Annotated in this window: 22 protein-coding genes; 10 read left to right on the forward strand and 12 right to left on the reverse strand. The window is 67.7% G+C overall.

The features are described 5' to 3' along the window. Positions 1-34: 34 nt before the first annotated feature. The 4 genes from AC07V5_RS21490 (at position 35) to AC07V5_RS21505 (ending at position 4,296) form a co-directional block, all read left to right on the forward strand. On the forward strand, positions 35-1,024 hold the full coding sequence (locus tag AC07V5_RS21490; RefSeq protein ID WP_495117743.1) for a glycosyltransferase: 990 nt from the start codon (positions 35-37) through the stop codon (positions 1,022-1,024). Then, positions 1,024-1,989, forward strand: coding sequence for an NAD-dependent epimerase/dehydratase family protein (locus AC07V5_RS21495; RefSeq protein ID WP_495117744.1), 966 nt, complete (start codon positions 1,024-1,026; stop codon positions 1,987-1,989). The genes AC07V5_RS21490 and AC07V5_RS21495 overlap by 1 nt, the downstream gene beginning before the upstream one ends. A 61-nt stretch (positions 1,990-2,050) precedes the next feature. Beyond that, complete coding sequence (locus AC07V5_RS21500; protein ID WP_495117745.1) at positions 2,051-3,862, forward strand: hypothetical protein; 1,812 nt, start codon at positions 2,051-2,053, stop codon at positions 3,860-3,862. A gap of 47 nt (positions 3,863-3,909) precedes the next feature. Further along, positions 3,910-4,296, forward strand: a complete 387-nt coding sequence (locus tag AC07V5_RS21505) for a GtrA family protein (RefSeq protein WP_495117746.1) — start codon at positions 3,910-3,912, stop codon at positions 4,294-4,296. 116 nt (positions 4,297-4,412) lie between these two features. Here AC07V5_RS21505 and AC07V5_RS21510 read toward each other — a convergent pair whose 3' ends face one another. The 5 genes from AC07V5_RS21510 to AC07V5_RS21530 are packed head-to-tail and all read right to left on the reverse strand — an operon-like array spanning position 4,413 to position 11,646. After that, on the reverse strand, positions 4,413-6,086 hold the full coding sequence (locus AC07V5_RS21510; RefSeq protein ID WP_495117747.1) for an asparagine synthetase B family protein: 1,674 nt from the start codon (positions 6,084-6,086) through the stop codon (positions 4,413-4,415). Next, positions 6,061-8,283: a GNAT family N-acetyltransferase gene (locus tag AC07V5_RS21515; protein ID WP_495117748.1), complete on the reverse strand. Its 2,223-nt coding sequence runs from the start codon at positions 8,281-8,283 to the stop codon at positions 6,061-6,063. Before AC07V5_RS21515 ends, AC07V5_RS21510 begins: the two co-directional genes overlap by 26 nt. Further along, the gene (locus AC07V5_RS21520; RefSeq protein ID WP_495117749.1) at positions 8,280-9,227 is read right to left on the reverse strand and encodes a glycosyltransferase family 2 protein; all 948 of its coding nucleotides are present in this window, start codon (positions 9,225-9,227) and stop codon (positions 8,280-8,282) included. The genes AC07V5_RS21515 and AC07V5_RS21520 overlap by 4 nt, the downstream gene beginning before the upstream one ends. Continuing rightward, positions 9,224-10,675, reverse strand: a complete 1,452-nt coding sequence (locus AC07V5_RS21525; RefSeq protein WP_495117750.1) for a lipopolysaccharide biosynthesis protein — start codon at positions 10,673-10,675, stop codon at positions 9,224-9,226. The genes AC07V5_RS21520 and AC07V5_RS21525 overlap by 4 nt, the downstream gene beginning before the upstream one ends. Then, positions 10,675-11,646, reverse strand: coding sequence for a glycosyltransferase family 2 protein (locus AC07V5_RS21530; protein WP_495117751.1), 972 nt, complete (start codon positions 11,644-11,646; stop codon positions 10,675-10,677). Before AC07V5_RS21530 ends, AC07V5_RS21525 begins: the two co-directional genes overlap by 1 nt. A gap of 279 nt (positions 11,647-11,925) precedes the next feature. On the opposite strand from AC07V5_RS21530, the gene AC07V5_RS21535 reads away from it, so the two are divergent. Genes AC07V5_RS21535 through AC07V5_RS21545 form a run of 3 tightly spaced genes read left to right on the forward strand, consistent with a single transcriptional unit; the run spans position 11,926 to position 15,481 of the window. Next, complete coding sequence (locus AC07V5_RS21535) at positions 11,926-12,963, forward strand: NAD-dependent epimerase/dehydratase family protein (protein WP_495117752.1); 1,038 nt, start codon at positions 11,926-11,928, stop codon at positions 12,961-12,963. Then, positions 12,960-14,366 carry a GMC oxidoreductase gene (locus AC07V5_RS21540; protein WP_495117753.1) on the forward strand — a complete coding sequence of 469 codons (1,407 nt, stop codon included), beginning with the start codon at positions 12,960-12,962 and terminating at the stop codon, positions 14,364-14,366. The genes AC07V5_RS21535 and AC07V5_RS21540 overlap by 4 nt, the downstream gene beginning before the upstream one ends. Then, positions 14,363-15,481 carry a glycosyltransferase family 4 protein gene (locus AC07V5_RS21545; protein WP_495117754.1) on the forward strand — a complete coding sequence of 373 codons (1,119 nt, stop codon included), beginning with the start codon at positions 14,363-14,365 and terminating at the stop codon, positions 15,479-15,481. Before AC07V5_RS21540 ends, AC07V5_RS21545 begins: the two co-directional genes overlap by 4 nt. A gap of 13 nt (positions 15,482-15,494) precedes the next feature. Here the strand turns inward: AC07V5_RS21545 and AC07V5_RS21550 are convergent, their stop codons facing one another. The 5 genes from AC07V5_RS21550 to AC07V5_RS21570 are packed head-to-tail and all read right to left on the reverse strand — an operon-like array spanning position 15,495 to position 19,025. After that, entirely contained in the window at positions 15,495-16,430 is a 936-nt protein-coding gene (locus AC07V5_RS21550) for a glycosyltransferase family 2 protein (RefSeq protein ID WP_495117755.1), read from the reverse strand. A gap of 3 nt (positions 16,431-16,433) precedes the next feature. After that, positions 16,434-17,123: a tetratricopeptide repeat protein gene (locus tag AC07V5_RS21555; RefSeq protein WP_495117756.1), complete on the reverse strand. Its 690-nt coding sequence runs from the start codon at positions 17,121-17,123 to the stop codon at positions 16,434-16,436. Further along, on the reverse strand, positions 17,123-17,971 hold the full coding sequence (locus AC07V5_RS21560; protein ID WP_495117757.1) for a hydrolase 1, exosortase A system-associated: 849 nt from the start codon (positions 17,969-17,971) through the stop codon (positions 17,123-17,125). The genes AC07V5_RS21555 and AC07V5_RS21560 overlap by 1 nt, the downstream gene beginning before the upstream one ends. Continuing rightward, positions 17,968-18,771, reverse strand: coding sequence for a hydrolase 2, exosortase A system-associated (locus AC07V5_RS21565; protein ID WP_495117758.1), 804 nt, complete (start codon positions 18,769-18,771; stop codon positions 17,968-17,970). Before AC07V5_RS21565 ends, AC07V5_RS21560 begins: the two co-directional genes overlap by 4 nt. Next, positions 18,768-19,025, reverse strand: a complete 258-nt coding sequence (locus tag AC07V5_RS21570) for an acyl carrier protein (RefSeq protein ID WP_495117759.1) — start codon at positions 19,023-19,025, stop codon at positions 18,768-18,770. Before AC07V5_RS21570 ends, AC07V5_RS21565 begins: the two co-directional genes overlap by 4 nt. A gap of 134 nt (positions 19,026-19,159) precedes the next feature. Here AC07V5_RS21570 and AC07V5_RS21575 point away from each other — a divergent pair, with 134 nt between their 5' ends. Both AC07V5_RS21575 and AC07V5_RS21580 read left to right on the forward strand, forming a co-directional pair. Next, the gene (locus AC07V5_RS21575; RefSeq protein WP_495117760.1) at positions 19,160-20,749 is read left to right on the forward strand and encodes an acyl-CoA ligase (AMP-forming), exosortase A system-associated; all 1,590 of its coding nucleotides are present in this window, start codon (positions 19,160-19,162) and stop codon (positions 20,747-20,749) included. Next, positions 20,746-22,008 carry a pyridoxal-dependent decarboxylase, exosortase A system-associated gene (locus AC07V5_RS21580; RefSeq protein ID WP_495117761.1) on the forward strand — a complete coding sequence of 421 codons (1,263 nt, stop codon included), beginning with the start codon at positions 20,746-20,748 and terminating at the stop codon, positions 22,006-22,008. Before AC07V5_RS21575 ends, AC07V5_RS21580 begins: the two co-directional genes overlap by 4 nt. Here AC07V5_RS21580 and AC07V5_RS21585 read toward each other — a convergent pair. Both AC07V5_RS21585 and AC07V5_RS21590 read right to left on the reverse strand, forming a co-directional pair. Further along, entirely contained in the window at positions 22,005-22,739 is a 735-nt protein-coding gene (locus tag AC07V5_RS21585; RefSeq protein WP_495117762.1) for an arginyltransferase, read from the reverse strand. The two genes, AC07V5_RS21580 and AC07V5_RS21585, sit on opposite strands and share 4 nt — an antisense overlap. Further along, the gene (locus tag AC07V5_RS21590) at positions 22,736-23,467 is read right to left on the reverse strand and encodes a leucyl/phenylalanyl-tRNA--protein transferase (protein ID WP_495117763.1); all 732 of its coding nucleotides are present in this window, start codon (positions 23,465-23,467) and stop codon (positions 22,736-22,738) included. Before AC07V5_RS21590 ends, AC07V5_RS21585 begins: the two co-directional genes overlap by 4 nt. A gap of 261 nt (positions 23,468-23,728) precedes the next feature. Here AC07V5_RS21590 and AC07V5_RS21595 point away from each other — a divergent pair, with 261 nt between their 5' ends. Further along, positions 23,729-24,094: an arsenate reductase gene (locus AC07V5_RS21595; protein WP_495117764.1), complete on the forward strand. Its 366-nt coding sequence runs from the start codon at positions 23,729-23,731 to the stop codon at positions 24,092-24,094. Positions 24,095-24,187: the final 93 nt, after the last annotated feature.

The raw sequence follows: 24,187 nt of genomic DNA on the forward strand, positions 1-24,187 counted from the left end.
CAAAGCCATTGCATGAACAAGCCGGAGAATCTGTATGAGTGAAGCGGTCGTGGTGCGGGATGCGCAGCGCATCTCGGTGGTGATCCCGGTCTACCGTGGAGCCGACAGCCTGCCGGCTTTGATCAACGAGCTGCTGCCGTTTGCGCAGGGCGGTGTGACGCCATCGGGCGTGGCTTACCGCGTCTGCGAGATCCTGCTGGTGCATGACTGCGGGCCAGACCGTTCGGACCTGGCCATCGAGGCCTTGTCGAGCGAGCATCCCGTGGTGCGGGCGGTCTGGCTCTCGCGCAATTTCGGCCAACACGCCGCCACGCTCGCCGGCATTGCAGGCGCCGTCGGCGACTGGATCGTGACGATGGACGAGGATGGTCAGCAAAACCCGGCAGACCTGCCCCGGATGCTGGACGTGGCGCTGACCGGGCGGCACCAGCTGGTCTACGCGCAGCCCACCAATCCGCCGCCGCATGGCGCCCTGCGCAATGCGGCAAGCCGCCTCGCGAAGTCCGTCAGCGTGCGCCTTCTGGGCAACCAGGCGATGGGGCGTTTCAACAGCTTCAGGCTGATCGACGGCGAGATCGGCCGCTCGCTGGCCGCCTATTGCGGCTACGGCGTGTATCTGGACGTCGGCCTGTCCTGGCTGACGACGCGCGTGGGCCATTGCCCGGTGGTCGTGCGTGAGGAGTCGGGGCGGCCTTCGGGCTATTCGCTGATCAGGCTCATTGCCCATTTCTGGGCGCTTGTCCTGACGAGCGGTACCCGCCCGTTGCGGCTCATCACACTCGCCGGCGGCCTGTCGGTGCTCGTTGCCGTGGCGTTGACCCTGTGGGTGGTCATCAGCAAGCTCATGGGTGACATCCCGGTGCAGGGTTGGGCGTCGCTCGTCATCGTGGTGTCCTTCTTCAGCGGCACCATGCTGATGGCCCTCGGCGTGATCGCCGAGTACTTGGCCGTGACGATGGGGATCGCAATGGGACGACCGCTCTACGTGGTCAGCAGCAAGCCGACACGCCCAAGCATTGAATGATGCGCGAGGCCGCCTGGGTCATCGGTGCGGGAGGGCTGCTGGGCAGTGCGCTGGTGCGGGCACTGCGTCAGCGTCGCGATGTCGCTGTGCATGACGTGCAACAGCGCCTCGCCTGGGGTCGCAACGATGTCCTGGCGGTGCAACTGGATCGCGAGGTTGCCGAATTTGCGCGTGTTGCCGAGAAGGCCGAGCGTTGGTTCGTGATCTGGGCGGCGGGTGTGGGCGCGATGTCCAGTGATGCCGCGACGCTCGGCACGGAGGCCCAAGCCGTCGAACTGCTGTTCGAGCGGTTCGCCGCCCAGCCGGTGTTTCGGCAGTTGCCGGGCAGCTTTGTGCTTGCCAGTTCCGCCGGCGCCTTGTACGGGCAGTCGCGCGATGAGACCGTCAGCGAATCCAGCGCCGTCGCACCCGGTTCGGCCTATGCCGAGCACAAGCTCCGGCAGGAGGCGATGTTCCGCAGGATGGTCGACGGGCAGCCGGGGTGGTCAGCGTTGATCGCCAGGTACTCGACGCTCTACGGCGTCGGCCAATCGCGCGACAAGGCCCAGGGGCTCATCACCCAGCTGGCGCGCCGCATCGTTGCCAACCAGGTGATCCACATCTACGTGCCGCTGGACACCATTCGCGACTACATCTTTGCGGATGACGCCGCCGACCGCACGCTGGACGCCCTGCAGGGGTTGCAGGGGCGCTCAGGTGAATCCGTCCTCAAGATCATTGCGGCCGAGCAGGCCACCAGCATTGCGCAGCTCGTGGGCCTGTTCAAGCGCGTGTCGCGCCGGCCTGTCCGCCTGGTCACGTCGGTCAACAGCCTGTCGCCGCTGTACGTGCGCTGCATCCGCTTCCGTTCAGAGGAGCCCGTCGGCCAGCCTCACGCGAGCGGCCGCACCCTGCAGATCGGCATCCATCAGGTTCTGGAGGCGGAGCGTGTCGCCGCTTTCCACGCGCAACACCGTGCCTCATGAGTGCTGCGTCGCCTCCAACCGGTGTTGCAGTTGAAGAGCTGATCGTCAATATAAGCCCGAGATGAAATCGATCGAACGAAGGTATTGGCTGACTTGGAATGCGGTGGCGGGCAGTTTTCTGCTGGCCACCGTTGCTATTTTCCTGTGGCTTGCGCGGCGCGGTTTTGAATATACCGATGAGTCGTTTTACCTCTTGAGCATCGTTTGGTGGCGCGAGATCACCTCGTCATTCACGTTGTTTGGCGTGGCGCTCGGTGGGTTGTTTGATGTCGTTGGGCAAGATATCGTCGTTTTTCGAGTCGTGGGCATGCTGGCCCTCTTGGGCTCAAGCGCGTATATGGCACGCGCAGCCGTTCGGTTTGCGGCAACGGAAGGCGGCCTCGCCCCCCAATATCAGGGCCTGATCACGCTGGTTGTCACTTGTTCGGCGATGCAGTATTACGCTGTCTTCAGCACCCTGCGCATACCGTCATACAACCTGCTCGCGGTATGTTCGCTGATGGTAGCGACTGGCGTCATGCTGGGTATGCTGCTGGCGCAACGCGCCGGTGAGGCATATTTCGTTCGCTCGGTGGTGTACGGCGTCGTTCTTGGTATTTGTGCCACCGCCAAGGTTTCTACCGCACTGCTGCTTGCCTTTTTCCACGTCGCATTCTTCTGCCTTTCAGTTCGGCCACCGAGGCTGTTGCCGATTTCGAAAGCGGTCCTCGGCACCTTGCTGGGTTTGGCGCTTGTGGGCGGCGTGATGCTGGCGCTGCAGCCCAAAGCCGTGGCGATCTTGAGTACAGGCCTGTCCATATCTCGCACCATCGACGAGCGCTATGGGCCTTTGAGCCTTGTCAACTTGCTCCGCTGGGATATTCAGCGCCAACTGAGGGATTACTGGTTCGTCACGGTTGGGCTGTTGGCGCTGGCCGTTGGTTTGCGTTGGTTGTCTGCATCCCTCGCGGCGCGGATACATGGAGTCGTTTTTGGCATGGCCTTGCTTGGCTGCGCGGCAGCACTGAGCGTTCGCGCCTGGGCGCACGTCTGGCTGCTGTTGGCCGTGTTGTGCTGGCTGTGGTCGTTCGCGGCTGTCGGGCAAGCGGGAGGCGAGGCCAAGTTCAAAGCGCGACTGAGTGGGATCAAGCTGCTGGCCCTCCTGCTGATGAGCCTGCCGCTCGCCTTTTCCTTTGGAACCAATGGGCGGGTGCTGGAACACAGCGCGGCTTCCGCGGCGCCAGCGGTGTTGGGGATTTGCCTGCTCGTCATGGAGCAGTTGCAAAAGGGGCAAAACGGGCAAAAGGGGCCAATCGCTCAGGCGGGCGTGGCCGTTTGCCTGCTGCTGCTGGCCTGTCCTGCGCTCATTGCTCAATGGCGCATCAGCACGGACCTGGATGCCAATTACCGGCAGCGTTTCCCTCTCGGTGCACAGGCGGTGGAGGTCAGCGTGGGCGCCAAGCCCTCGCGGCTTTTGGTAGATGAAGAAACCGGTGCTTCCATCCGGGCACTTCAAAGCGCCGCCGCAAATGCTGGATTCACGCCCGGAACGGCCGTGCAAGACTTCACCGGCGATGGTGCCGGTCTTGTTTTTATTGTTGGCGGCCGGCCGGTGGCAACTGCATGGATGGGCGGCGGCTACCCCGGCACTGACGCGGCGGCAACAAAGCTGCTCAACGGCATCGACAAAGGTGTTTTGGAAAAGGCCTGGCTCGTCACTTCAGAAAACAATCCACGCGCAATTCGCAACTGGCGAGAAATACTGGCGCAGCGCCTGGGGCGGGTGGATTCCCATCAGGTGGCTGCCAATGTCAAAGTACGTGCCCCTTATGATTGGCGGCCAGATGCACCCAGGGATTGGGACGTTGTACTTTGGCGACCGGCGACACCCTGATATTGATCAGCCCGCTACCTGGCATTTTGCGTGCCTAGCTGAACCTCATGGCCCAATTGCTGTCCTTCCTGTCCATCGGCGCGCTGGCGACGCTGTTGCAATACGCCATCACGGCGTTGATGGTGCTTGGCGGCTGGCTGCCCATGGTGCCGGCGTCAACGCTGGGGTTTCTGCTCAGCGCCATATTCAACTACTGGGCCAACGCTCGCTTCACTTTTGCCGCGCAAGCCAGCTCGGTAAGCAATCGCCAGCAACAGCTGCGCTTCATCCTGATGGTTGGCCTGGGCTGCGCGCTCAATGCCGGCCTGCTGCGGGTTGCATTGGCGTTGGGCCTGCACCCCGTGGTGAGTCAGCTGATCGCCACCGTTGGCGTGCTGGCCAGCAACTTCGCCCTCGGCCGGTTGTGGGTGTTCCGCAAGCACCCCGCGAAGTAGACATTCGCTGGCCGGTGAATGCGGCTTTCAGCTGGACGAGGTTGCCGGCGGCGAGCAAGCAAGTTCAACGAGGGCCAGTCGGCCGCTCGCCGCACTTGCCCCGCAGGGCAAAGCGCTCAGGCCAGCCGGTAGTCCGGCGCATGCCGGCGCAGCCACTGCTCCAGCATCATCAGGATCCAGACCATCTCGCCGTAGTAGCCGGCGTGTTCCTTGAGGCGTCGGGTCAACAAGCTCTCGACGAACTCGGAGCGCACGATGCCGCGGGCCGCCACGCCGCGCAGTGACTCGGCGGCTAGCGCGTTCAACGCCGCGTCCTTGACGGCCCAGGGGCCGAAGGGCAGGCCGAAGCCGTGCTTCTTCTTGGTCAGGATCTCGTCGGGCAGGAAGCCGCGCAACGCCTCCTTGAAGAACCAGCGCAGCTTCAGGCCCTTGAGCTTGTAGCTGGTGGGCAGCTTGAGCGAGAAGTCCAGCAACCGCGTGTCCAGCAGCGGGAAGCCGACCTCGACGCCCGCCAGCGCCGTCGTGCCGACGACCTTGGGCAGGTCGTTCTCGGCCAGCGTGTAGCGCCAGTCGAAGGCGAGCATCTGGTTGACGAGGCTGGCCTCGTGCGGGCCGGCCGCCCAGGTGGCGCGCTGGTGCTCGCGCGGGCCGCTGGTGTCCACGGCCGCCAGGAAGGCTGGCGTCAGCACCTCGGCTATGCCGAGGCGGTCCAGCAGGTTGTAGCTCTGCATGCGGTCGGGCATGGGCACGCGGGCCTGGCGGATGTAGCTCGTGCCCTTCTTCAGCAGCGGGATGTTGCCGGTGACCGGGTTGACGAAGAGCGGGTTCAGCAGGCCGGCACGCAGGGGCGACGGGATCTGGCTGTACACGTGGAAGACGCGCTCCTTGGCATAGCGCGTGTTGCCGCCGAAGAGTTCGTCGCCGCCGTCGCCGGCCAGGATGCGGGTGTAGCCGTCGTCATGCGCCTTGCGCGCGCAGTAGAAGGCCGGCACAGCCGAGGAGTTGCCGAAGGGCTGGTCGTAGTGGGCGGCGACGTCGGGAATGGCCTTCACGAGGTCGGCCGGCGTCACGTAGTACTCGTGGTGGTCGGCGCCGTAGGCCTTGGCGGCGATACGGGCGTACTCCATCTCGTCATAGCCTTCGGAATCGAAGCCGATGGAATAGCTGGCGGGGGGCCGGCCCGTGACCTCGCCGAGCAGGCCGGCGACGGTGGAGCTGTCGGTGCCGCCGGAGAGGAAGCAGGCGGTTTTGCCGTCGGCGCTCAGTCGCTCGCGCACGGCAGTGCGCAGGATGCCGCGGAATTCCTCGCGCAGGGCGTCGAAGCTCGGGCTCTTCTGCTCGTCGAAGCGTGCGACCCAGTAGGGCGCGACGGTCAGCTGGCCGTTCTCGAACAGCGCGTAGTGGGCTGCCGGCAGGCGCTGGATGCCCACGTAGATGGTGCGCGGCGACGGGATGCAGTGATGGAAGAGATAGCTGAAGAGGGCCTGCGGGTCCAGCTCGCGGATGCCGAGCTGGCGGGCGAGTTCGTCGGCGCGGGTGGCGAAGTGCAGGCGGCCGCCCTGAACGGCAAAGCACAGGCTGTGCACGGCGAAGCGGTCCACTGCAAGGTAGGTGCCACCGCCAGGAAGGGCCAGCGCCACGGCAAACTCGCCGCCCACGTCGACCGCGCAGCCGGCGCCTCGCTCGGCATAGGCCTGCTGCCAAGCGCCCAGTGCGTCCGTGCTGGGCGCGGCGAAGCCGGGGGCGCCGGAGGCAAAAGGCGTGTCAGGCGGCAGGGCTTTGGCTTGCATTGTTCGATTCTTTGAATTCGGTGGCCGAATTGTCTGCGGGAAGCGTGGCTTTTCTGAGGGCGCGCAGGCGCCGCATGACGTTGCCCAGATCCTGGTACACCAAGCCCAGCAGGCCACGCGGCGTCATGGGGTCGTAGGCCACGATGCCGAAGCGTTCGCGGCGGTGGCTCATCCAGGTCTTCTTGTAGGCGTCGTCGCCGATCAGGTAGTCCACTTCGTGGGCCTTGTCCCGGTCGATGGCGTCCTCCAGCAGCAGGGCCGTGACCAGCGTGCCAGGCGCGATGGCCTTGAAGGCTTCGTCGTAGGCCACCTTGTAGATGTGGGAGCGCCCGGCGTTGGTAATCCAGAGCTGGGCGGCGATGGGTTTGTCGCCTATCCAGGCCAGGCCCAGACGCAGCCAGCCGCGGCGGGCGCAAAGCCGGATGAGCCCGGGGATGAAGTCGACGTAGGGCTCGGGCACTTTCCAGCTCGCGCTGTACACCGCGAGGTAGGCGGCTATGCCGCGCTCGGCGTCGGCTTCGTCACGGATGATTTCCAGGTGGCCCTGCTCGGTTGCCAGCCGCTTGGTCATCCGCTTGATGGTGCTGCGCAACTGGCCGCTGCGGTTCTGGAGGTACGAAACCCAGTCGCCTTCGACCTTCAGGTACCAGTTGCCGAACGCGAAATACTCGTGCGGCCGCAGGCCTGCCAGGCGCAGTGCGCCGCGCAGAAGGCGGAACTCGTTCGATTGCGGGTCCATGGGCCAGAAGCGGTAGGCGGGTGCGCGGTGGCCGCGGCGCAAGGCCTGAACCAGCGGTACGAGATCCTCCGGCGTGAGATCGTCTTGCAGCAGCGGCGAGTACAGCGTCGTGTAGTAGTTGGCCAGCGCGCCGACCTCGATGCCCTTCTCGCCTGGTTGCTTGCCGATGGGCAGCACGGCCAGTGCCCGGCCCTGGCGGCGCAGCACGTAGAAGATCGTCTGCGACTTTTCGCGGAACACGGTATCGCTCAACAGGCCGAACCAGTCTGCGCTGAATTCGACGTAGGCCTGCTCACCGCGGCGCATCAGGGCCAGCACGTCATCGGGTAGTTCGCGAGCGTGCGCATAGGTCTCGACGCTGGCGCCGCTGCGGTTGAACATCACCTCGGTGTCCACCGGCTGTTTGCCGCGCCGCAGCCAGCCGCGCGCGCCGCGCCTGAGCAGGCTGTACAGGGCCGGCAGGCCGCGGTGGCGGTAGACGCTGACGTGATTGATCCAGCGCTGCGAGGTCGACCAGGCCAGCAGGTCGGCGTCTGCGTTGGTGTAGAACTCGACGACGCTGCCGGGCGCCCGCTTGAACAGGTCTTCCAGCGTGCGCAGCAACAGGATGCGGCCGGGCGCGAAGCGCTCGAATTTCTCGTCGAAGGCCGTCTTCAGCATGACGGCCATGCCACCGTGCAGCAGCAGCATGCGCGACGCGAGCAGGCTGTCGCCCAGCCACAGCTCGTAGACCAGGGCCTCGCCTCGCGCCGCGAAACCGCGCATGACTTCCACATAGAAGCGGCCCTGCGGGTTGTCGGGGCTGATGGCCGTGCCTTCGCGGCCCTTCCAGCCACTGCTTTCCAGCACCGCATAGCGCTCCACGGCGGCGCTGATGGCCTCGGGGTCGGTGATGACGTCCAACCGTTCCTCGCCGGCCTCCGACTGCAGGCGCCGCAGATAGCGGCGCATGTTCTGGATGAGCTTGCGCGGCCGCTGGGCCCAGTAGTCGTCGAAGCTGTCCTTGAGGTTGACGTTCATGGTCAACGCATGCGGCACGCTGTTGACGGGTTTGCCGGGCAGCTCGCGCAGGTCACCGAAGCGGGGGTCGTCGCAAAGCAGGTCCAGCTCGCTGGCATAGCCGGGGAGCACGGCGAACAAACCGCGCAAGTCCAGCCCGGCCGGAATCAGGCTGGGGCCGATCTGGGTCTGCGAGGGCAGAAAGCTGGACCACACGCCCAGGCCGCGCGTGCGGGCGCTGAGCAGCAGCATGGCCACCGTCTCGCCATTGCTGCGGGCGATGGCCAGGAGGGCGCCGTCTTCGCCGAAATGACGCAGCAGCGCATCGACGAACACACCGTCCAGCATGCCGTGGCCGCTCATCAGCCGTTGGTTGAGGCTGTCCCAGGCATCGCGGTGCGGGCCCAAGCCTTGCGCCGGTGCCAGCGGGTGGAGTTGCCAGTCCAGGCCAGAGTTCATCGCGTGTCGAGATCCAGAAAATGTGCGCCGGGTCGGGCGCAAAGGCGGGCATGGCGGCGTGCGGGCGCGATGTCCCCCAGCAGGCGCAGGCTGGCGAGCAGGCTGGCCAGGAAGGTTTGCAGGTCGTGATTGGCGAGCAGTTCCGCCAGCGGCTGCACGAAGCCTGCCGACGCCAGACGCAGCAATTGTCCGGGCAAGCGGCCGTCGGGGCGTTTGAGGTCCAGCAGCAGGGCGGAGCGCTTGCGCTCGCTGCGGCCGACGAGCTGCTGCATCCAGCTTCGCGGTGGGCTGGGCGCCTTGGCGCGCAGGTGGACGATGCGCGCGGTCGGCAGCAGCGCGGTACGCAGGCCGTGATGGGCGAAACGCTCGATGAGATCGTCGTCTTCGCCGTACATGAAGAACAGCGGGTCGAAGCCGCCCACGCGGCGGAACACGTCGGCGCGCAGCACCCAGGCCGCCGCGTTGATGCCGCGGATGGCGTAGTGCGGTTGAACCTGGCCCAGGCAGGCGTCCGACAGATAGGCCGGCGCATGGCGCTGCAGGTAGGCGCTCTGCGTGTTGGGGTCCACGCGGCCGAGGTCGGGGCTGCAGTGCAGCGGGCTGACGATGTCGAATCCGGGCTCGGTGGAGAGGAATTCCGCCATCCGGCCGATCGCGTCCTGCGTCACCCAGGCGTCCTGATTCAGCAGGAAGACGGCGTCGGCACCGGCGCGCAGCGCCGCGGCAATGCCCAGGTTGTTGCCACGGCCGAAGCCGAGGTTCGCACCGGACTTGATGAGCTGCGCCTCGGGAAAGTCGCGCTGCACGATGGCCACCGTGTCGTCGGTGGAGGCGTTGTCGACAACGATGGCCGCGCAGGGGTGGCTGCTGTCACGCAGCGACTGCAGCGCACTGGCAATCCAGGCGGCGCCGTTGTAGGTCACGATGACGGCGTGGATCTTCATGGGGCGGTCCTGCGCCTGCGCAGCAGGGCGACGAGTTCAACGTAGAGCGGGTGGCCGAGCAGCCTGAGGCCGGCCAGCCACAACAGGCTGGTCAGCGCGGCTAGGCCGAGCCACAGCGGCAGCGCCAGCGCGCCGCCCAAGGGCCTCAGCCAGGCCGCGGCAAGGGCCGAAGGCAGCAGGCAGATCAGCGCCAGCAGCACGTTGCGCCCCAGCTCGCGGGCGATCGCCGGGAAGTCGCTCGGCAGGCAGCGCTGCTTGAAGGCGTAGAAATAGGGCACCGCAATGATGGCCATGGCGAGAAACCCCAGCGCCAGCGGCTCCAGCGCCCGCCACCACCACAGCACGCCCACCAGCAGCAGGGCCTTGACGGGCTGGATGATGAGATCGGCCAGCGCGACGAGCTTGGCATGGCCGGCGGCCAGCATGACCGTGGGCACGAGGCTGTTGAGCACGCTGACCGCGCCGGCCGCGCAGTAGATGGGCACCAAGGGTGCCGAGGCGTCCCACTGCGGGCCGAACAGGAGGCGCAGCACCTCCAGCGCGAACAGGCCGACGAAGCCGTAGAACGGCCAGGCCACGGCGCTGACCGCGGCGAGGCTCTGCACATGCCGCTGCTCCAGCGCGCCGCCCTCGCGGTGGATCCTGGAGAAGGCCGGGTAGGCCACCGAGCGCACCGTGCCCATGAGGTCGCGCGCGAAAAGATTCATCAGCCCCTGGGCGCGACTGGCGATGGCGACCTGGCTGAAGTCCAGCAGCTTGCCCACCGCCAGGTCATTGATGTCCATGGAAACCGAAGTCACGACGTTGGCTGCGGTGACCGGGCCGCCAAAGCCCAGGATTGCACGCCAGCGTCGCAGCTGAGGCCGTGCCAGCCGCCCCCAGGCGCCTGTGAGGCTCACACCGGTGGCGATGGTCAGGCTGCTGGCGATGTCGCCCCAGGCCAGGCTTGCCGAGCCGGTGCCGTGCCATGCCAGGCCCAGCGTCGTGAACGTGCCGACCGCGGCGGCGGACACGTTGATGCGCATCAGGGCGTCGAAGCGCATGTCGCGCCGCAGCAGCGCGATGGAGATGGAGTTGAAGGGCAGGATGAGGAAATTGAGCGAGATGACACGCACGATGCCGGTCAGGCTGTCGTCGCGGTAGAACTCGGCGATCCAGGGCGCTGCCGCGTTGATGCCGATGAACAAGCCGCCGCCCAGCAGCAGCGACAGGCCCAGGGCGCTGCCGACGTCCTCGGTGCCGAGCTCCTTGCGCTGGATCAGGTAGTTCGCGAGGCCGAAGTCGCGCACGACCTGGGCCATGCTGACGAGGGCCATGGACACCGAGTACAGGCCGATCTGCTGCGGCGTCAGCAACCGCGCCAGCAGCGTGAACGACAGCAGTTGCAGCCCGATGAGCAGATAGCGCTCCAGGAAGGCGAACCCAAGCGAGCGGCGCACCGTGCTCATCAGTAGAGGTTCCTCTTCCGTGAGCGCTTCTCCACCCAGGCAGGGTAGGCGGCCGGTCGCAGCCGCGACATCCAGCGGCTCGCGAACGTGCCCCAGGCGCGCCAGATGCGCAGCTCGCGCACGAAGCGCACCGCCGGCGGCTCGCACAGCAGCGGCGCGATCAGCCACAGCAGCATGTCCTGCAGCAGCTGGCGGTACAGCCACACCGGCACCCAGGCCAGATGGCGCTCGCCAGGCTGCATGCGTTGCCAGTGCGAGAAGCCGGCCTTCAGCGACCAGCGGCGGAAGTAGCGCTTGGTGAGCATGGCCGGATCGATGGGCGCCGTCACGCACAGCTGCGGTTCGTAGGCCACGACCTCGCCGCGCGCAAGGCAGCGCTTGCCGAACTCGAAGTCCATGTGCCGGAAATGCGCTTCGGAGAAGCCACCTACGCGGTCGAACAGGTCGGCGCGCGCCACCATGTTGGCGCCTGCTGGCGCATAGCCGGGCGGGGGCGGTGCCAGGCGCTCAGGCCCCAGGTCCAGGCCGCCGACGATTGCGGCCATGGAGTCGTCGTACCAGTCGGCGCGGCCCGTTGCCGGCCATTCGAGTTCGGTCCGGCCTCCCACCAGCGCGACGTCGGCGCTGCGGAACGTGGCTTCGATGTGCGCCAGCCAATCAGTGGGGAACAGGATGTCGTCGTCCGTGAAGGCCAGCACTTCACAGCCCAGGCCCCGCGCCTGAGCGATGCCGGTGTTCAACGCAAACTGCTTGCCTTGCCTCGGTTCGGTCAGCAAGTGCAGCCGGCCGAGCGGCCAGGCGGCCTGCCGTGCGCGGACGCGGGCCGCCGTGTCGTCGCTGGAGTTGTTGTCGACGATCAGCACGTCGACCCGGCTTGCCCCGCCCGGAACGCGGGAAAGGCTGTCCAGCGTGATCGACAACATGTCAGCGCGGTTCCAAGTGCAGATGATGACGGCAATGTGGACGGGCATGACTGACGCGGTTGGCAGGCGCTTGCCGGGCACGGCTGTTGTTCTGGGGCCGGAGAGCGCCCTGCGGCCCCTGTTGCGGCTCGGTCAAAACGGCTTGGCAGCCAGCGCTCAGGGGGCGGCGCAGTGTAGTGCCCCGGCCCCCGGCGCTCACCCCACGATTGGGCAGTGGCACAGGGGCCGTGCGATGTGCCTCAACTATCATGCGCGCCGCTTTGCCGTCTGCATGCGATCCCTGTCGTCGTCGTGCCCCAAGCGTCCTTGCCACCCTGCAGCCACAGCATGCCCACTCCCCACCCGCGCCCTGCGCGATGCCTGATCACCGGAGCGTCGGGCTTCATCGGCGCCCGCCTGTGCGAACGCTTCACCGCCGGGGCGGCTCAGGGCCATGTGCGCATGGTGCGCAGCCAGGCCGCGGCGGCTGCGCTGGAGGCGAGCGGGCGCCCGGCGGTGGTTGCCGATCTGCTACAGCCAGCCCAGGTTGCACAGGCCTTGCAGGGCTGCGATGCGGTCATCCACCTCGCCCATGGCGACCGTGGGCCGCAGGCCACGAAGGTGCTGGTCGATGCCGCCATCGCACAGGGCGTGCGCCGTTTCGTGCACATCAGCAGCATGTCTGTCCACGGCCCGGTGCCGGGCCCCGAGGCGGCCCGCGAGGAAACCGCACGCATCGGCCGCTATGACCACGACTACTCCGATTCCAAGGCGGAACAGGAGGAGATCGTCCAGGCGGCTTCCGACCGCGGCGATCTGCCGGTCGTCATCCTGCGGCCCACTGTCGTCTACGGGCCTGGCGGGCATTTCGTGCGCCAGGTTGTCGAGCAGGCGCGCGCCGGCGAGGTGAGCTTGTTCGACCAGGGCCGCGGCATCTGCAACGCCGTCTACATCGATGACGTCTGCGCCGCTATCGATGCGGCCCTGACCCGCGACGAAGCGCTCGGCCAGGCGATGTTCATCAACGCGGACGAGCCGGTGTCCTGGGGCGAGTTCATCCGCGCCTTCGCCAGCCTGGTCGAGCCGGCGCCGCGCTATGTCGATCTGTCCTCGGCCGAGGCTTCGCGCTACTGGGCGGCGCATCCGCCGCTGCAGGTTCGAGGCCTGTTGCCACGGGTCGCGCTGAAGCTCAAGACCCTGGCCGGCTGGCGGCCGCCCGTGGCGCCATGGCCGCCGCTGGGCCGGGTCATGCGCGAAACCTTCCCCATCACCTTTGCCAACGACAAGGCCAAGCGCCTGCTCGGTTGGGCTCCGCAGGTGGATTTCGCCCAGGGCGTGGTGCTGTGCGCGCAGTGGCTGCGCGAGGAAGGGCTGCTGGCGCGATGAACAAGCCCCATGTCGTCATCGTCGGTGCGGGGCTGGGCGGCTGCATGCTGGCCCACGCCTTGTCGAAAACACACGAGGTCACGCTCGTCGAGCGGGGTGCGGAGGTCGTCGACCCTCGCTACCCGGTCGTCGACGTCGGCCGCCCGGCGGTCACCGAGCCGCATTTCGGCGCCGGCCTGGGTGGCTCCACCCAGCTCTGGCACAACGGGCTGATCGAGATCGACGAGGAGATCTTCGCCACCCAGTGGCCGATTTCCAAGGCCGAGCTGGACCCGTTCTACGAGCAGGCATTCCCGCTGCTGTCGGACGTGCCGATCGCACGCGTGCGTGAAGCTGTCGACACGCTGCGCCGGCGCTATGTCGAGCTCGGCCTGCCCGACGGGCTGCTGCAGGGGCTGTACTACCCGCAGTGGCCGCGCAACGTCTGGGAGTCGCTGAAGCTGCAGGGGCGTGTGAACGTCGTGCAGGGTGATGTGGTGGACTTCCTCACGGATGCCGGCGGCGCGATCACCGCCGTCACTGTCGCGGAAGGCGGCCAGCAGCGGCAGATCCAGGGCGACCAGTTCGTGCTGGCGGCTGGCGGCCTGGGCTCGCCCGTGCTGCTGCAAAAACTGGCGTCGCACCTGCCGCTGCCCGCCCTGCAGCACGCGGGCCGCCACTACGAGGACCATCCGATGGGCTTCGTCGGCGAGGTGGAGGTGACGGTGCCGCTGTATCGGCTGTGGAACTACCGGGTACCCGGTACCGACGGCAACCTGCGCCTGCCTTTCGTCGCCAAGCGCGGTGGCATGCATGTCTCCTTCCAGCTCAGGCCCGCCGCCACCTACTACCGCGACAGCCGGCGCGAACGCGTCGGCAGCGTGCTGAACGACTTGCGGCGCAACCCCTGGAACCCGCTGAACTACCTGAAGCTCTTCAAGCATTGGGACGATGTGCTGGACATCCTGTCCTTCAAGTTCGGCATCCGCCTGCCCACGCGGCACTACACGCTGCTGGTCTGTGCGCAGATGCCCCCGTCGCCCGAGCTGTCCGTCTGGGGCGAGCCCGGGGTGCGCAAGCGCCGCTGGCACATGTCCGAGGAGTACCAGCGCGACCTGCGCGACTCGGTCGGCGACGTGCTGGCCTGGCTGGCGCCGGTGACGCGCCGCTCGCGCGAGTTCACGGGCTGGCTGGATGACCTGCGCACCGGTGCCCACCACTCCGGCACGGCGCGCATGTCGGCCACCGCCGACAGCGGCGTCTGCGACGTGGACTGCCGCGTGCACGGCCTGCCCAACCTCTACGTCTGCGACGGTGCGGTCATCCCGTCCAGTGGCATCGCCAACACCGGCCTGACGATCGCAGCGCTGGCGCTGCGTCTGGCCGCGCACCTGCAGCAGCGGCCCGGACAATCCCGCCCATGAGCATCCAAGTCGGCATCTCCGCCAGAACGCTGAACGTCCATCACCTGCGCGGCACCGGGCGCTATGTGCAGGAACTGCTGCGCAACACCCAGGCCAACGACGGCGTGCGCTGGACGGCCTACGGCCACAACCCGTCCCAGCCCTTCAACGTGCCGGAGAACCTGCAGGGGAATGCCGAGGTTTTCGACTTCCGCGGCGATCGTTTCCACCTGTGGGAACAACTGGGCCTGCCGCTGAAGCTGCGCGGCTCGGGCGTGCAGCTGCTGCATTGCGCCGAGAACACCGCGCCGATCTGGCAGCCTGTGCCCACCATCGTCACCATTCACGACACGGTGCTGTGGGAGGAGGAGCGGCACGGCCTGGACCGCCACTATCTGCATGACGTGCAGAGCCTGGCCTACCGGCGCTGCGCGGCCGTCATCACGATCAGCGAGTCCTCGCGCCGCGACATCGCTGCGCGCTGGCCCTTCCTGACGGACCGATTGACCGTCGTGCCCCATGGCATCGGCGACGAGTTCTTCAGCGACGAGCGGGCACCCCTGCCAGCCGTGCTGCAGCAGGCGCTGGGTGGCGCGCCCTATCTGCTTTACCTGGGCGGTGCGCAGGCACGCAAGCGCTTCGACTGGGCGCTGGAACTGCTGGCCCGCTGCGGGCGCGACGACGTGCATCTGATCGGTTGCGGCTTTGGTGCCGGTACTGCGCCGCTGGAGCGGGTGCCAGAGCCCCTGCGCGGCCGCGTGCATTTCGCGCCCTTCGTGAACGACGGCGAACTGGTCGCCCTGTACCGCGGCGCCCTGGCGGCCATCTACCCGACGCTGTACGAGGGCTTCGGCTTCCCGGCCGTCGAGGCCCAGGCGGCCGGTACGCCCGTGCTGTTCAGCCCGGTCAGCAGCCTGGTCGACCTCGTCGGGCCGCTGAGCTGGACGAACGAGCCGCAGGACTTCGACGGCTGGCTGCGTGCACTGCAGGAGGTGCTGGCCATGCCGGCGCATGCCCGCGCCGAGAGGGCGGCCGAGGGCATCGAGTGGGCGCGGCGCTTCTCATGGCGCCGCAGCGTCGAGGGGCATTTCGCGGTCTATCGCGACGTGATCGAGCGCAGCGCGCATCGGCGCTGAGCCCGGCGCTGGTTCAGGACGCGCTGGCCGGTAGCCAGGAGCGCAGCAGCAGCTTCCAGCCGGGCACGTGGGCGGCATCCTGGCGCAGGGCCTCGCGCAGGCTGGCGCGAGCCGCGGCTCGCTCGCCGGCTGCCAGTTGCGCCGCGGCGTAGTCGCTCCAGGTCTTGGCCAGCATGCGCCGCACGGCACCCTCGTCCATGCGCCGGCCATCCGGGCCGGCATAGCCCCAGCGCGCCAGCGCTTTTTGAACGACGAGCCCCTTGTAGTTGGCCCGCGGTGCACTGCGCGTGATGCTGGCCGGGTGCTGACGGTACAAGGCCAGCGGCCGCGCAACGCGCTCGATGCGCGTGACCCGCGACGCGCGCAGCCACAGGTCGTAGTCCTCGCCGATGCGCAGGCTGGTATCGAAGTCGCCGATCTCGGCGAGCACGCTGCGCTGCACCAGCACCGTGGAGGTCCAGACGACGCAGTCCAGCAACAGCTCGGGATAGAGCCAGCCGGTGGCGCCATCCCATTTCGCGCCCGTCGCTTCGGCGGCGAGGCGCTGCAGCAGGGTCGGATCGGGCTCAGGCTCGGCGCTGACCCAGACATGCCAGGCCGTGTAGCTCATGCGGCAATCTGGCGCGGCGGCCATGGCCTCGAACTGCGCGGCCAGCTTGCCGGGCAGCCAGACGTCGTCGGCGTCGCAAAAGGCGACCCATTCACCCGTCGCGGCGGCGATGCCGGCGTTGCGCGCGGCGGCTACGCCGGCGTTGCTGCGGCGTATCAGCCGGACCTGCGGAAACTCGCGTTCGACCAGGGCGGCCGAGCCATCGGTCGAACCGTCGTCGACGACGATGACCTCAAGCGCTGCGCCGGCCTGTGCCAGTACCGCGCGCAATGTGGCGGCGATGTAGCGCTCGGTGTTGAAGCAAGGGATGACGACGCTGACGCGGGGCAGGGTGGTCATGCGTCATTGAGAAGCGGCGGAGGCCGGCGCGGAGGCTGCATCGGCGGACAAAGCGGGCACAGCGGGATCAACCCAGCGGCCCACGGCGGCGAGGCGTTCGCGTAACTCCTTGCGCTCGGACCCCAGCGCGATGATGCGATGAGCCTGGACCAGAGCCTTGTCGTATTCCTTCATGTCCGCGTAGAGCATGCCGACATTGAACTGCGTGAGCGGGGCGTCCCGGGTGGTTTCCGCCACGTAGTCCAGATGCTTGTTGGCCTCTTCGTTGCGCTTGTTGCGGATGAGGTAGTTCACGTAGAGCAGGCGGGGTATGTGGTCGCTCGGCATGAATCGCAGGGCGCGCTCGTAAAAGCACTCCATCTTGTACTCGACCCCGTTGGGCGGGTCGCGCCTCTCTTTGTAGACGAGTCGCTCCATGGCCATCAGCGCGCGCGGATGGTTGGGAAAGACGCTCAGCGTGTACTTGATGTCGGCGCCGTAGGGCCCGGTGGATTGCTTTGTCAGGTTCTCGACGCCGGGGGGGAAGTGGGCCTTCTCCACGAGGCGGCGCTGCTGCGCGTTGGAGGCGCGGTAGTCGTAGGGGCCGTAGTTCCAGTCCAGCGAGCCGCATTCCTTTTCTGCATCGGCAACTGCAGTGAGGGCCACTGCCAAGAGGCATAGGGGCAGGAGTCGGTGAAGGGCAGGCTTGTTCATCATTGCGCAGCAGGTATCTCGCGTAGCCAGTTCAACGTGAAGGCCTCGACCTGGGTGGCCTGGCTGGGACTTGAAAACGTGTGATCCGCGTCAGGCAGGGCCTCGCAGCGCACTCGTCGGCCGTCCAGCAGGCCGGCCCAGGCGGGCGAGCCTTGGGCGTGCAGACTGAATTCGCGGGCAGTGTAGTCATCCCCACTGAGGATGAGCAGGGCCGGGCCGCCGAAACCTCGCAGGCCGGCGGCCATGCGGTCCTGGAAGCTGCGCGAGTCTGTCGCCTTGCCGGCGCTGCGGGCGAGCCGCAGGTTGCTGGTCAGCGCGCGCAGTGCTTTCGCGCCGACGCCACCGCGCAAGAGCTTGAGCCAGAACTCCTTCTCGCGAAGGCGCCGCCAGTAATAGTGCTTCACATGGGCCTGGGCCAGCGTCGCCGCCGAGCGGGCCCAAGGGTTGAGCAGGGCGACGCCGGCCACGCGGGCGTCGCGGGTCGAATCCAGGTAGAGCAGGGCGGCCGATGCGGCATCGCACAGGCCCCAGAGCGCGACGCGCTTGAGCGCCGGCCGGGCGGCCAGCAGCGCGGCTATTGCCGCGGCGATGTCGGCGTCCACGGCGCTGAAATCGCGCGCCTCGCCGGGGCTGTCGCCCATGCTGCGGTAGTCGAAGCGCAGCGCCGCGAAGCCGTTGGCCGCCAGGTGGCGGGCCAGCAGCGTGAACTGGCGGTGGCTGCCGGCGCGGTATTGCGGGCCGCCGACGATGATGAGGACGCCGATCTCGGCGGGCGCGCCTTCAGGCTCGGCCAGGATGCCAACCAGCGGCGCGCCTTCGCAGGCAAGGCTCAGCACGGATTCCTTCACGACAAGGCCTCCACCGTGCGGGCGATCAACGCCGGGGCGATTTCGATCTCGCTGGTTGCCCAGAAGCCCGGGCCTTGCACGATCTGCGGGCGCACGATCCACCCGGCGTCCTGCCAGGACTTGACAGCCTGTTCGCTGACCGGCGTCAGAGCGGCGTCGTCGCGGGTGCTCAGCTCCAGCCATTCGACACGGCCTGCCGTACCGGACGGAGTCAGCTTGGCAGCCTCCAGGCCCGAGGCCAGCGCGCTGCCAAGCCGGTACCCGGCGATGTCGACCGGGCGGCCAGCCGCCAGCTCGGTCTTCATCGCTTCCATCAGCCCCTTGCTGGCTCCGCTGGCCATCTCGGCGGCCAGCTTCAGGCGCAGGAACTGCTGCAGCGCGAGTTTGCCGTTCGTCATCGGCTGCCAGAACAGGTAGTTCACCGGCCGGCCCAAGTCGGCCGCCGCCAGCAGGCAGCCGGCGCGCAGGCCCCAGAGCCAGAGCGGCGCGTCAGGTACGCGAGCGTCCAGCCAGGCCAGACCCAGGCGCACATCGGCCTGCCAGTCGGCCCAGCTCGCGTCGCCGAAGTCGGCCGACGAATCGCCACAGCCGCGCAGGTCGATCTGCAGCACGGCGTGGCCGGCTTCGGCTAGCGCGCGGCAGGCCAGGGCGGCCGTGCGGCGCGACTTGTTCATCTCCTCCGCGAACGGATGGAGGTAGAGCACCCGGCTGCGCGGCACGCCCGTGGGGGCGTGGAACAGGCACAGCCGCTGCTCGCCGCCAGCGGCGGGCAGGAAGAAAACGTCGGCGTGAGGGGTCAACCCAGCCGGGCGGCGACGAAGTCCGCCAGCGAGCCCACGGTGGCAAAGGTGTCGCCGTCGATGTCGTCATCGTCGACGGCCAGGCCGAGTTGCTCCTCCAGCGCGGTGATCAGGCTGACCACAGCCATCGAGTCCAGCTCGGGCAGGGCGCCAAGTAGGGCGGTGTCGCGGGTGAAGGCCTGGGCGCGGCCGTCCAGGCTCAGCACGTCGTCGAGAAGCCTCAGCACATGGCCGAGGACTTGGGCGTTGTCCATTCGTGGGCGTCCAAAAAAGCAGCCGCGCAGTTTAGCCGGCTGCCCCCTTCGCTCCAGGGAAGCGCCCCCTCGGCCCCGGGGGGCGCATGAGATACTTTTTTCACCGTTTGCGCCGTACTGAACCCCAGAGCTTCATGCCCGAATCGACCCTGTTGAACGAGTTGGTGGCCGTTGCCGCCGAGCGCACGCCCGACGCCCCGGCCCTGACTTACGGCGGCGCGACGCTGAGCTACAGCCAGTTGGACGCTGCCGTGCGCGGCTTCGCCAGCGGCCTGGTGGAGCTGGGCCTGGCCCGCGGCGAGCGCGTCGCCATCTACCTGGAAAAGCGCTTCGAAACCGTCGTCGCCAGCTTCGGCGCGCCGGCCGCGGGCGGTGTCTTCGTGCCGCTGAACCCGCTGCTCAAGCCTGAGCAGGTCGGCTTCATCCTGCGCGACTGCGATGTGCGGGTGCTGGTCACGTCGCCCGAGCGCCTGGCGCAGCTGGGTGACGTGCTGACGCAATGTCCGTCGCTGCGCCATGTCGTGCTGACCAGCGGAACGGGCTCGGCGCCGGTCTCCGTGCACGACTGGGCCGCGTTGCTGGCCGCGCCGGCCCGCACCGGCCACCGCGTCATCGACACGGACATGACGGCCATCCTCTACACGTCGGGCTCCACCGGCCGGCCCAAGGGCGTGGTGCTGTCCCACCGCAATATGGTGGCCGGTGGCAAGAGCGTGGCGAGCTATCTGGAGAACCGTGCCAGCGACACGCTGCTGGCCGCGCTGCCGCTGTCCTTCGACGCCGGCTTCAGCCAGCTCACCACGGCCTTCCACAGCGGCGCCCGCGTCGTGCTGCTGAACTACCTGCTGCCCAAGGACGTGCTCAAGGCCATGGAGCGCGAGAAGGTCACGGGCCTGACCGCCGTGCCGCCGCTGTACATCCAGCTGACGCAGCTCGAATGGCCGGCCGCCATCGACGCCAACCTGCGCTACTTCGCCAACACCGGTGGCCGCATGCCACGGGCGACGCTGGACTTGTTGCGCGCCAAGGCGCCGTCGGCCCAGCCCTTTCTGATGTACGGCCTGACCGAGGCCTTCCGCTCGACCTATCTGCCGCCGAGCGAGGTCGACCGCCGGCCGGACTCCATCGGCAAGGCCATCCCCAACGCCGAGATCCTGGTGCTGCGCGAGGACGGCAGCGAATGCGCGCCGGATGAACCGGGCGAGCTGGTGCACCGTGGCGCGCTGGTGGGCCTGGGCTACTGGAACGACGCCGAGAAGACGGCCGAGCGCTACAAGCCGCTGCCGGTCGGCGTGGGTGGCCGCGAGGGCGGCCTGCAGTTGCCCGAGTTCGCCGTGTTCTCCGGCGACACGGTCAAGCGCGACGCCGAAGGCTTCCTGTACTTCGTCGGCCGCCGCGACGAGATGATGAAGACCTCGGGCTACCGGGTGAGCCCGACCGAGGTCGAGGAAGTCCTGTACGCCACCGGCCTGGTCGGCGAATGCGTGGCCTTTGGTGTGCATCACGACACCCTGGGTCAGGCCATCCAGGTCATTGCAACGCCGCCGGAAGGTGCCGCCGCGCTGGATCTGGCCGCGCTGACCGCCGCCTGCAAGGCGCGCATGCCGGCCTATATGGTGCCCCACGGCATCGACCCTCGCACCGGCCCGCTGCCGCGCAACCCGAACGGCAAGATCGACCGCAAAACCCTCTCGACCGACTGGCTCGAGCGCCACGCTGCATGAGCGAACCTACATCCCCGAAGCGCGTCCTTGAGCACGCGCCTGTGCTCTTCCCCCGCGATGCCAACGGCGAGCTGCTGGTGGGCGGCCAACGGCTGTCTGTGCTGGCAGAGCGCGTGGGCCAGACGCCGTTCTACGCCTACGACCGCGGGCTGCTGAGGGCGCGCGTTGCGGAGCTGCGTGCCGCGCTGCCCAAGGGCATCGAGCTGCACTACGCGATGAAGGCCAACCCGATGCCGGCGCTCGTCGGGCTGATGGCTGGGCTGGTCGATGGCATCGACGTGGCCTCGGCCGGTGAGCTGCAGGTTGCGTTGAACTCCGGCGCCGACCCGCACGAGATCAGCTTCGCCGGCCCCGGCAAGCGCGACATCGAGTTGGGCCAGGCCGTCGCGGCGGGCGTGCTGGTCAACGTTGAATCAGCGCGCGAGTTGGTGCCACTGGCGCGCGCCTCGCAGCGGCTGGGCCTGCCCGCCCGCGTCGCGCTGCGCGTGAACCCCGACTTCGAGCTCAAGGGCTCGGGCATGCGCATGAGCGGCGGCCCGAAGCAATTCGGCATCGACGCCGAGGCGCTGCCCGAGGTGCTGGCCGAGGTGGGTAGGCTGAGTGGCGATGGCCTCGCTTTCGAGGGCTTCCACCTGTTTGCCGGCTCGCAGAACCTCAAGGCCGAGGCGATCTGCGAGGCGCAGCTCAAGAGCTACGAACTGGCGCTGCGGCTGGCCGAGTCGGCGCCGTCGCCCATCAAATTCCTGAACCTGGGCGGCGGCTTCGGCATTCCGTACTTCCCTGGCGAGTCGCGGCTGGACCTGGCGTCCATCTCGGAGAACCTCGCAGCGCTGCAGGCGCGCGCCAAGGTCGATCTGCCGCTGGCCAAGTTGGTCATCGAGCTGGGTCGCTACTTCGTCGGCGAGGCTGGCATCTATGTCAGCCGCATCGTCGACCGCAAGGTGTCGCGTGGCCAGGTCTTTCTGGTGGCGGACGGCGGCCTGCACCACCACCTGTCGGCCTCGGGCAACTTCGGCCAGGTGCTGCGCAAAAACTACCCGGCTTCGGTCGAACCTCAGGGGCGCAACGAGTCAAGCACCGAACCGGCCAGCGTCGTCGGCCCGCTGTGCACGCCGCTGGATCTGCTGGCCGACCGCATGGACATGGCCAAAGGCGAGATCGGCGATTTGGCGGTCGTTTATCAGAGTGGTGCGTATGGCCGCAGTGCCAGCCCGGAAGGCTTCCTGGGCCACCCCGCCTGCGTGGAAGTGCTGGTTTAAGCGACGTCTTCCCAGACGCCGTTCTGCAGGATCTGGTACGGCTTGAAGCCGGCCTTGTAGGCCATCTTTGGGCTCTCCTCGATCCAGTAGCCGAGATACAGGTGCCCGAGGTTGAGCTCGCGGGCTTGGCTGATCTGCCACAGCACGCCGTAGGTGCCGAAGCTGCCCTCGATGTCGGGGTCGTAGAAGGTGTAGACCGCCGACAGGCCATCGCTGAGGATGTCGAGGATGGACACCATGCGCAGGGGTGTGCTGCCGTCGGGCAGCGTTTCGCGGAACTCCACCAGGCGCGAGTTGATGCGCGACTGCAGCAGGAACTGGGTGTACTGGTCGACGCTGTCGTGGTCCATGCCACCGCCGCTGTGCCGGCCGGCCTGGTAACGCAGGTACAGGGCGTAGTGCTCGGGCGAATAGCCCAGCCGCATCACCTTGGCCTCCAGGTGGCGGTGGGCCTTCCAGGCGCGGCGCTGGGAGCGGTTGGGCTCGAAGCGGTCGACCGGCACCCGCAGCGCGATGCAGGCGCGGCATTGGTCGCAGTAGGGGCGGTAGGTGAACAGCCCGCTGCGGCGGAAGCCTGCGGCAACGAGGTTGGAGTAGGCGTCGGCGTGGATCAGGTGGCTGGGCGTGGCGACCTGCGAGCGCGCCTGGCGGCCTGCCACGTAGCTGCACGGGTAGGCGGCCGTGGCGTAGAACTGGATCTGCGCTAGGGGCAGTTCTTTGGGGTGGGTCACGTTGAAATCTGCAGCCGGTGCCAGTAATCCGGATGATAGGTCCAGGGCCCCGGTGTGGCTTCGCCCACATGGGTGGCGAGATGGGCCTCGAAGGCTGCGCGGGGCACTTCTGCCGCGCCGAGCGAGGCCAGATGGCCGGTGTTCTGCTGGCAGTCGATCCAGGGGATGCCGAATTCGCGGCACAGGCAGATCAGCGCGGCGAGCGCGATCTTGGAGGCGTCGGTGCGGCGCATGAACATCGACTCGCCGTAGAACATCCGGCCCAGGTTGACGCCGTACAGGCCGCCGGCCAGTTCGCCGTCCACCCAGGTTTCGACGCTGTGCATGGCCGGCCAGGCCAGGTAGGCGGCCTGCAGCTCCGGCACGATCCACGTGCCAGCCTGCCCCTCGCGCGGCGCGCTGGCGCAGGCCTTGAGCACGGCGGCGCGGTCGTGGTCGATGCGGATCTCGCAGCCCGGTGTGGCGGCAAAGCGCTGCACCGTCTTGCGCAGCGATCGCGACAACTTGAAGTTGGCCGTCTGCAGCACCATGCGTGGGTCAGGCGCCCACCACAGGGGCGGCTGGCCAGGGCCGTACCAGGGAAAGATGCCGCGCCCGTAGGCGGCTTCCAGTCGCTCCGGGGTGAGCGTGCCGCCGGCGGCGAGCAGGCCGGGTGCGTCCGTGCTGGGGCCGAGCGCACGGTGGCTGGGCGGGAATTCGAGAGTCGCCTCGTCGAGCCAATCGATCATGATCCTAGAGACGGCAGTTGAGCGCGCCCGAGGGGCGGGCCAGGTCGGCCGCTGGCCAGGCGTGACAACGACGCGGGCACGTGCCCGCTAGGAGGAGCAACGCCGCCAGCGGTTGGCCTGGCCTGACCAGCGGGCGTGCAGCGCTGCTTGTCGGAGTGGTGAACGGCATCACGGGCGGTGACGTGTTGATCGCGAAAGCGGTTGATGAATGGCAAGCGGTCAACTGCCGTCTCTAGGATCCCGCATGGTAAGTTGCCCGCCATGATGATCACTGTCTACGGCATTCCCAACTGCGACACCGTCAAGCGCGCCCGTGCCTGGCTGGCCGAACAAGGCCTGGAAGTCGCCTTCCACGACTTCAAGAAGCAAGGCGTGCCGGCCGAGTTGCTGCCGGCCTGGCTGAAGGCCTTTGGCCGCGACAAGATCGTCAACCGTGCCGGCACAACCTGGCGCAAGTTGGACGAGGCCACCAAGGCCGGCGTCGTCGATGACGCGTCGGCCACCGCGCTGATGCTGGCCGAGCCCAGCGTCATCAAGCGCCCCGTCGTTCGCTGGGCGGACGGGCACTGGACGCTTGGATTCAGTGCGCCATTGTTCGAAGAAGGTGCGTCAAGCGCACCGAAATAGAACTTATAGAACGATATTGGTGCTCGCAGCCTTGGTGGTCACGCATTAAAAGCGGGCATTGAATTTGCTGTTTCGGTGCGGTCCGGCACGGCT

This window comes from Roseateles sp. GW821-FHT02E12 (assembly GCF_059421665.1).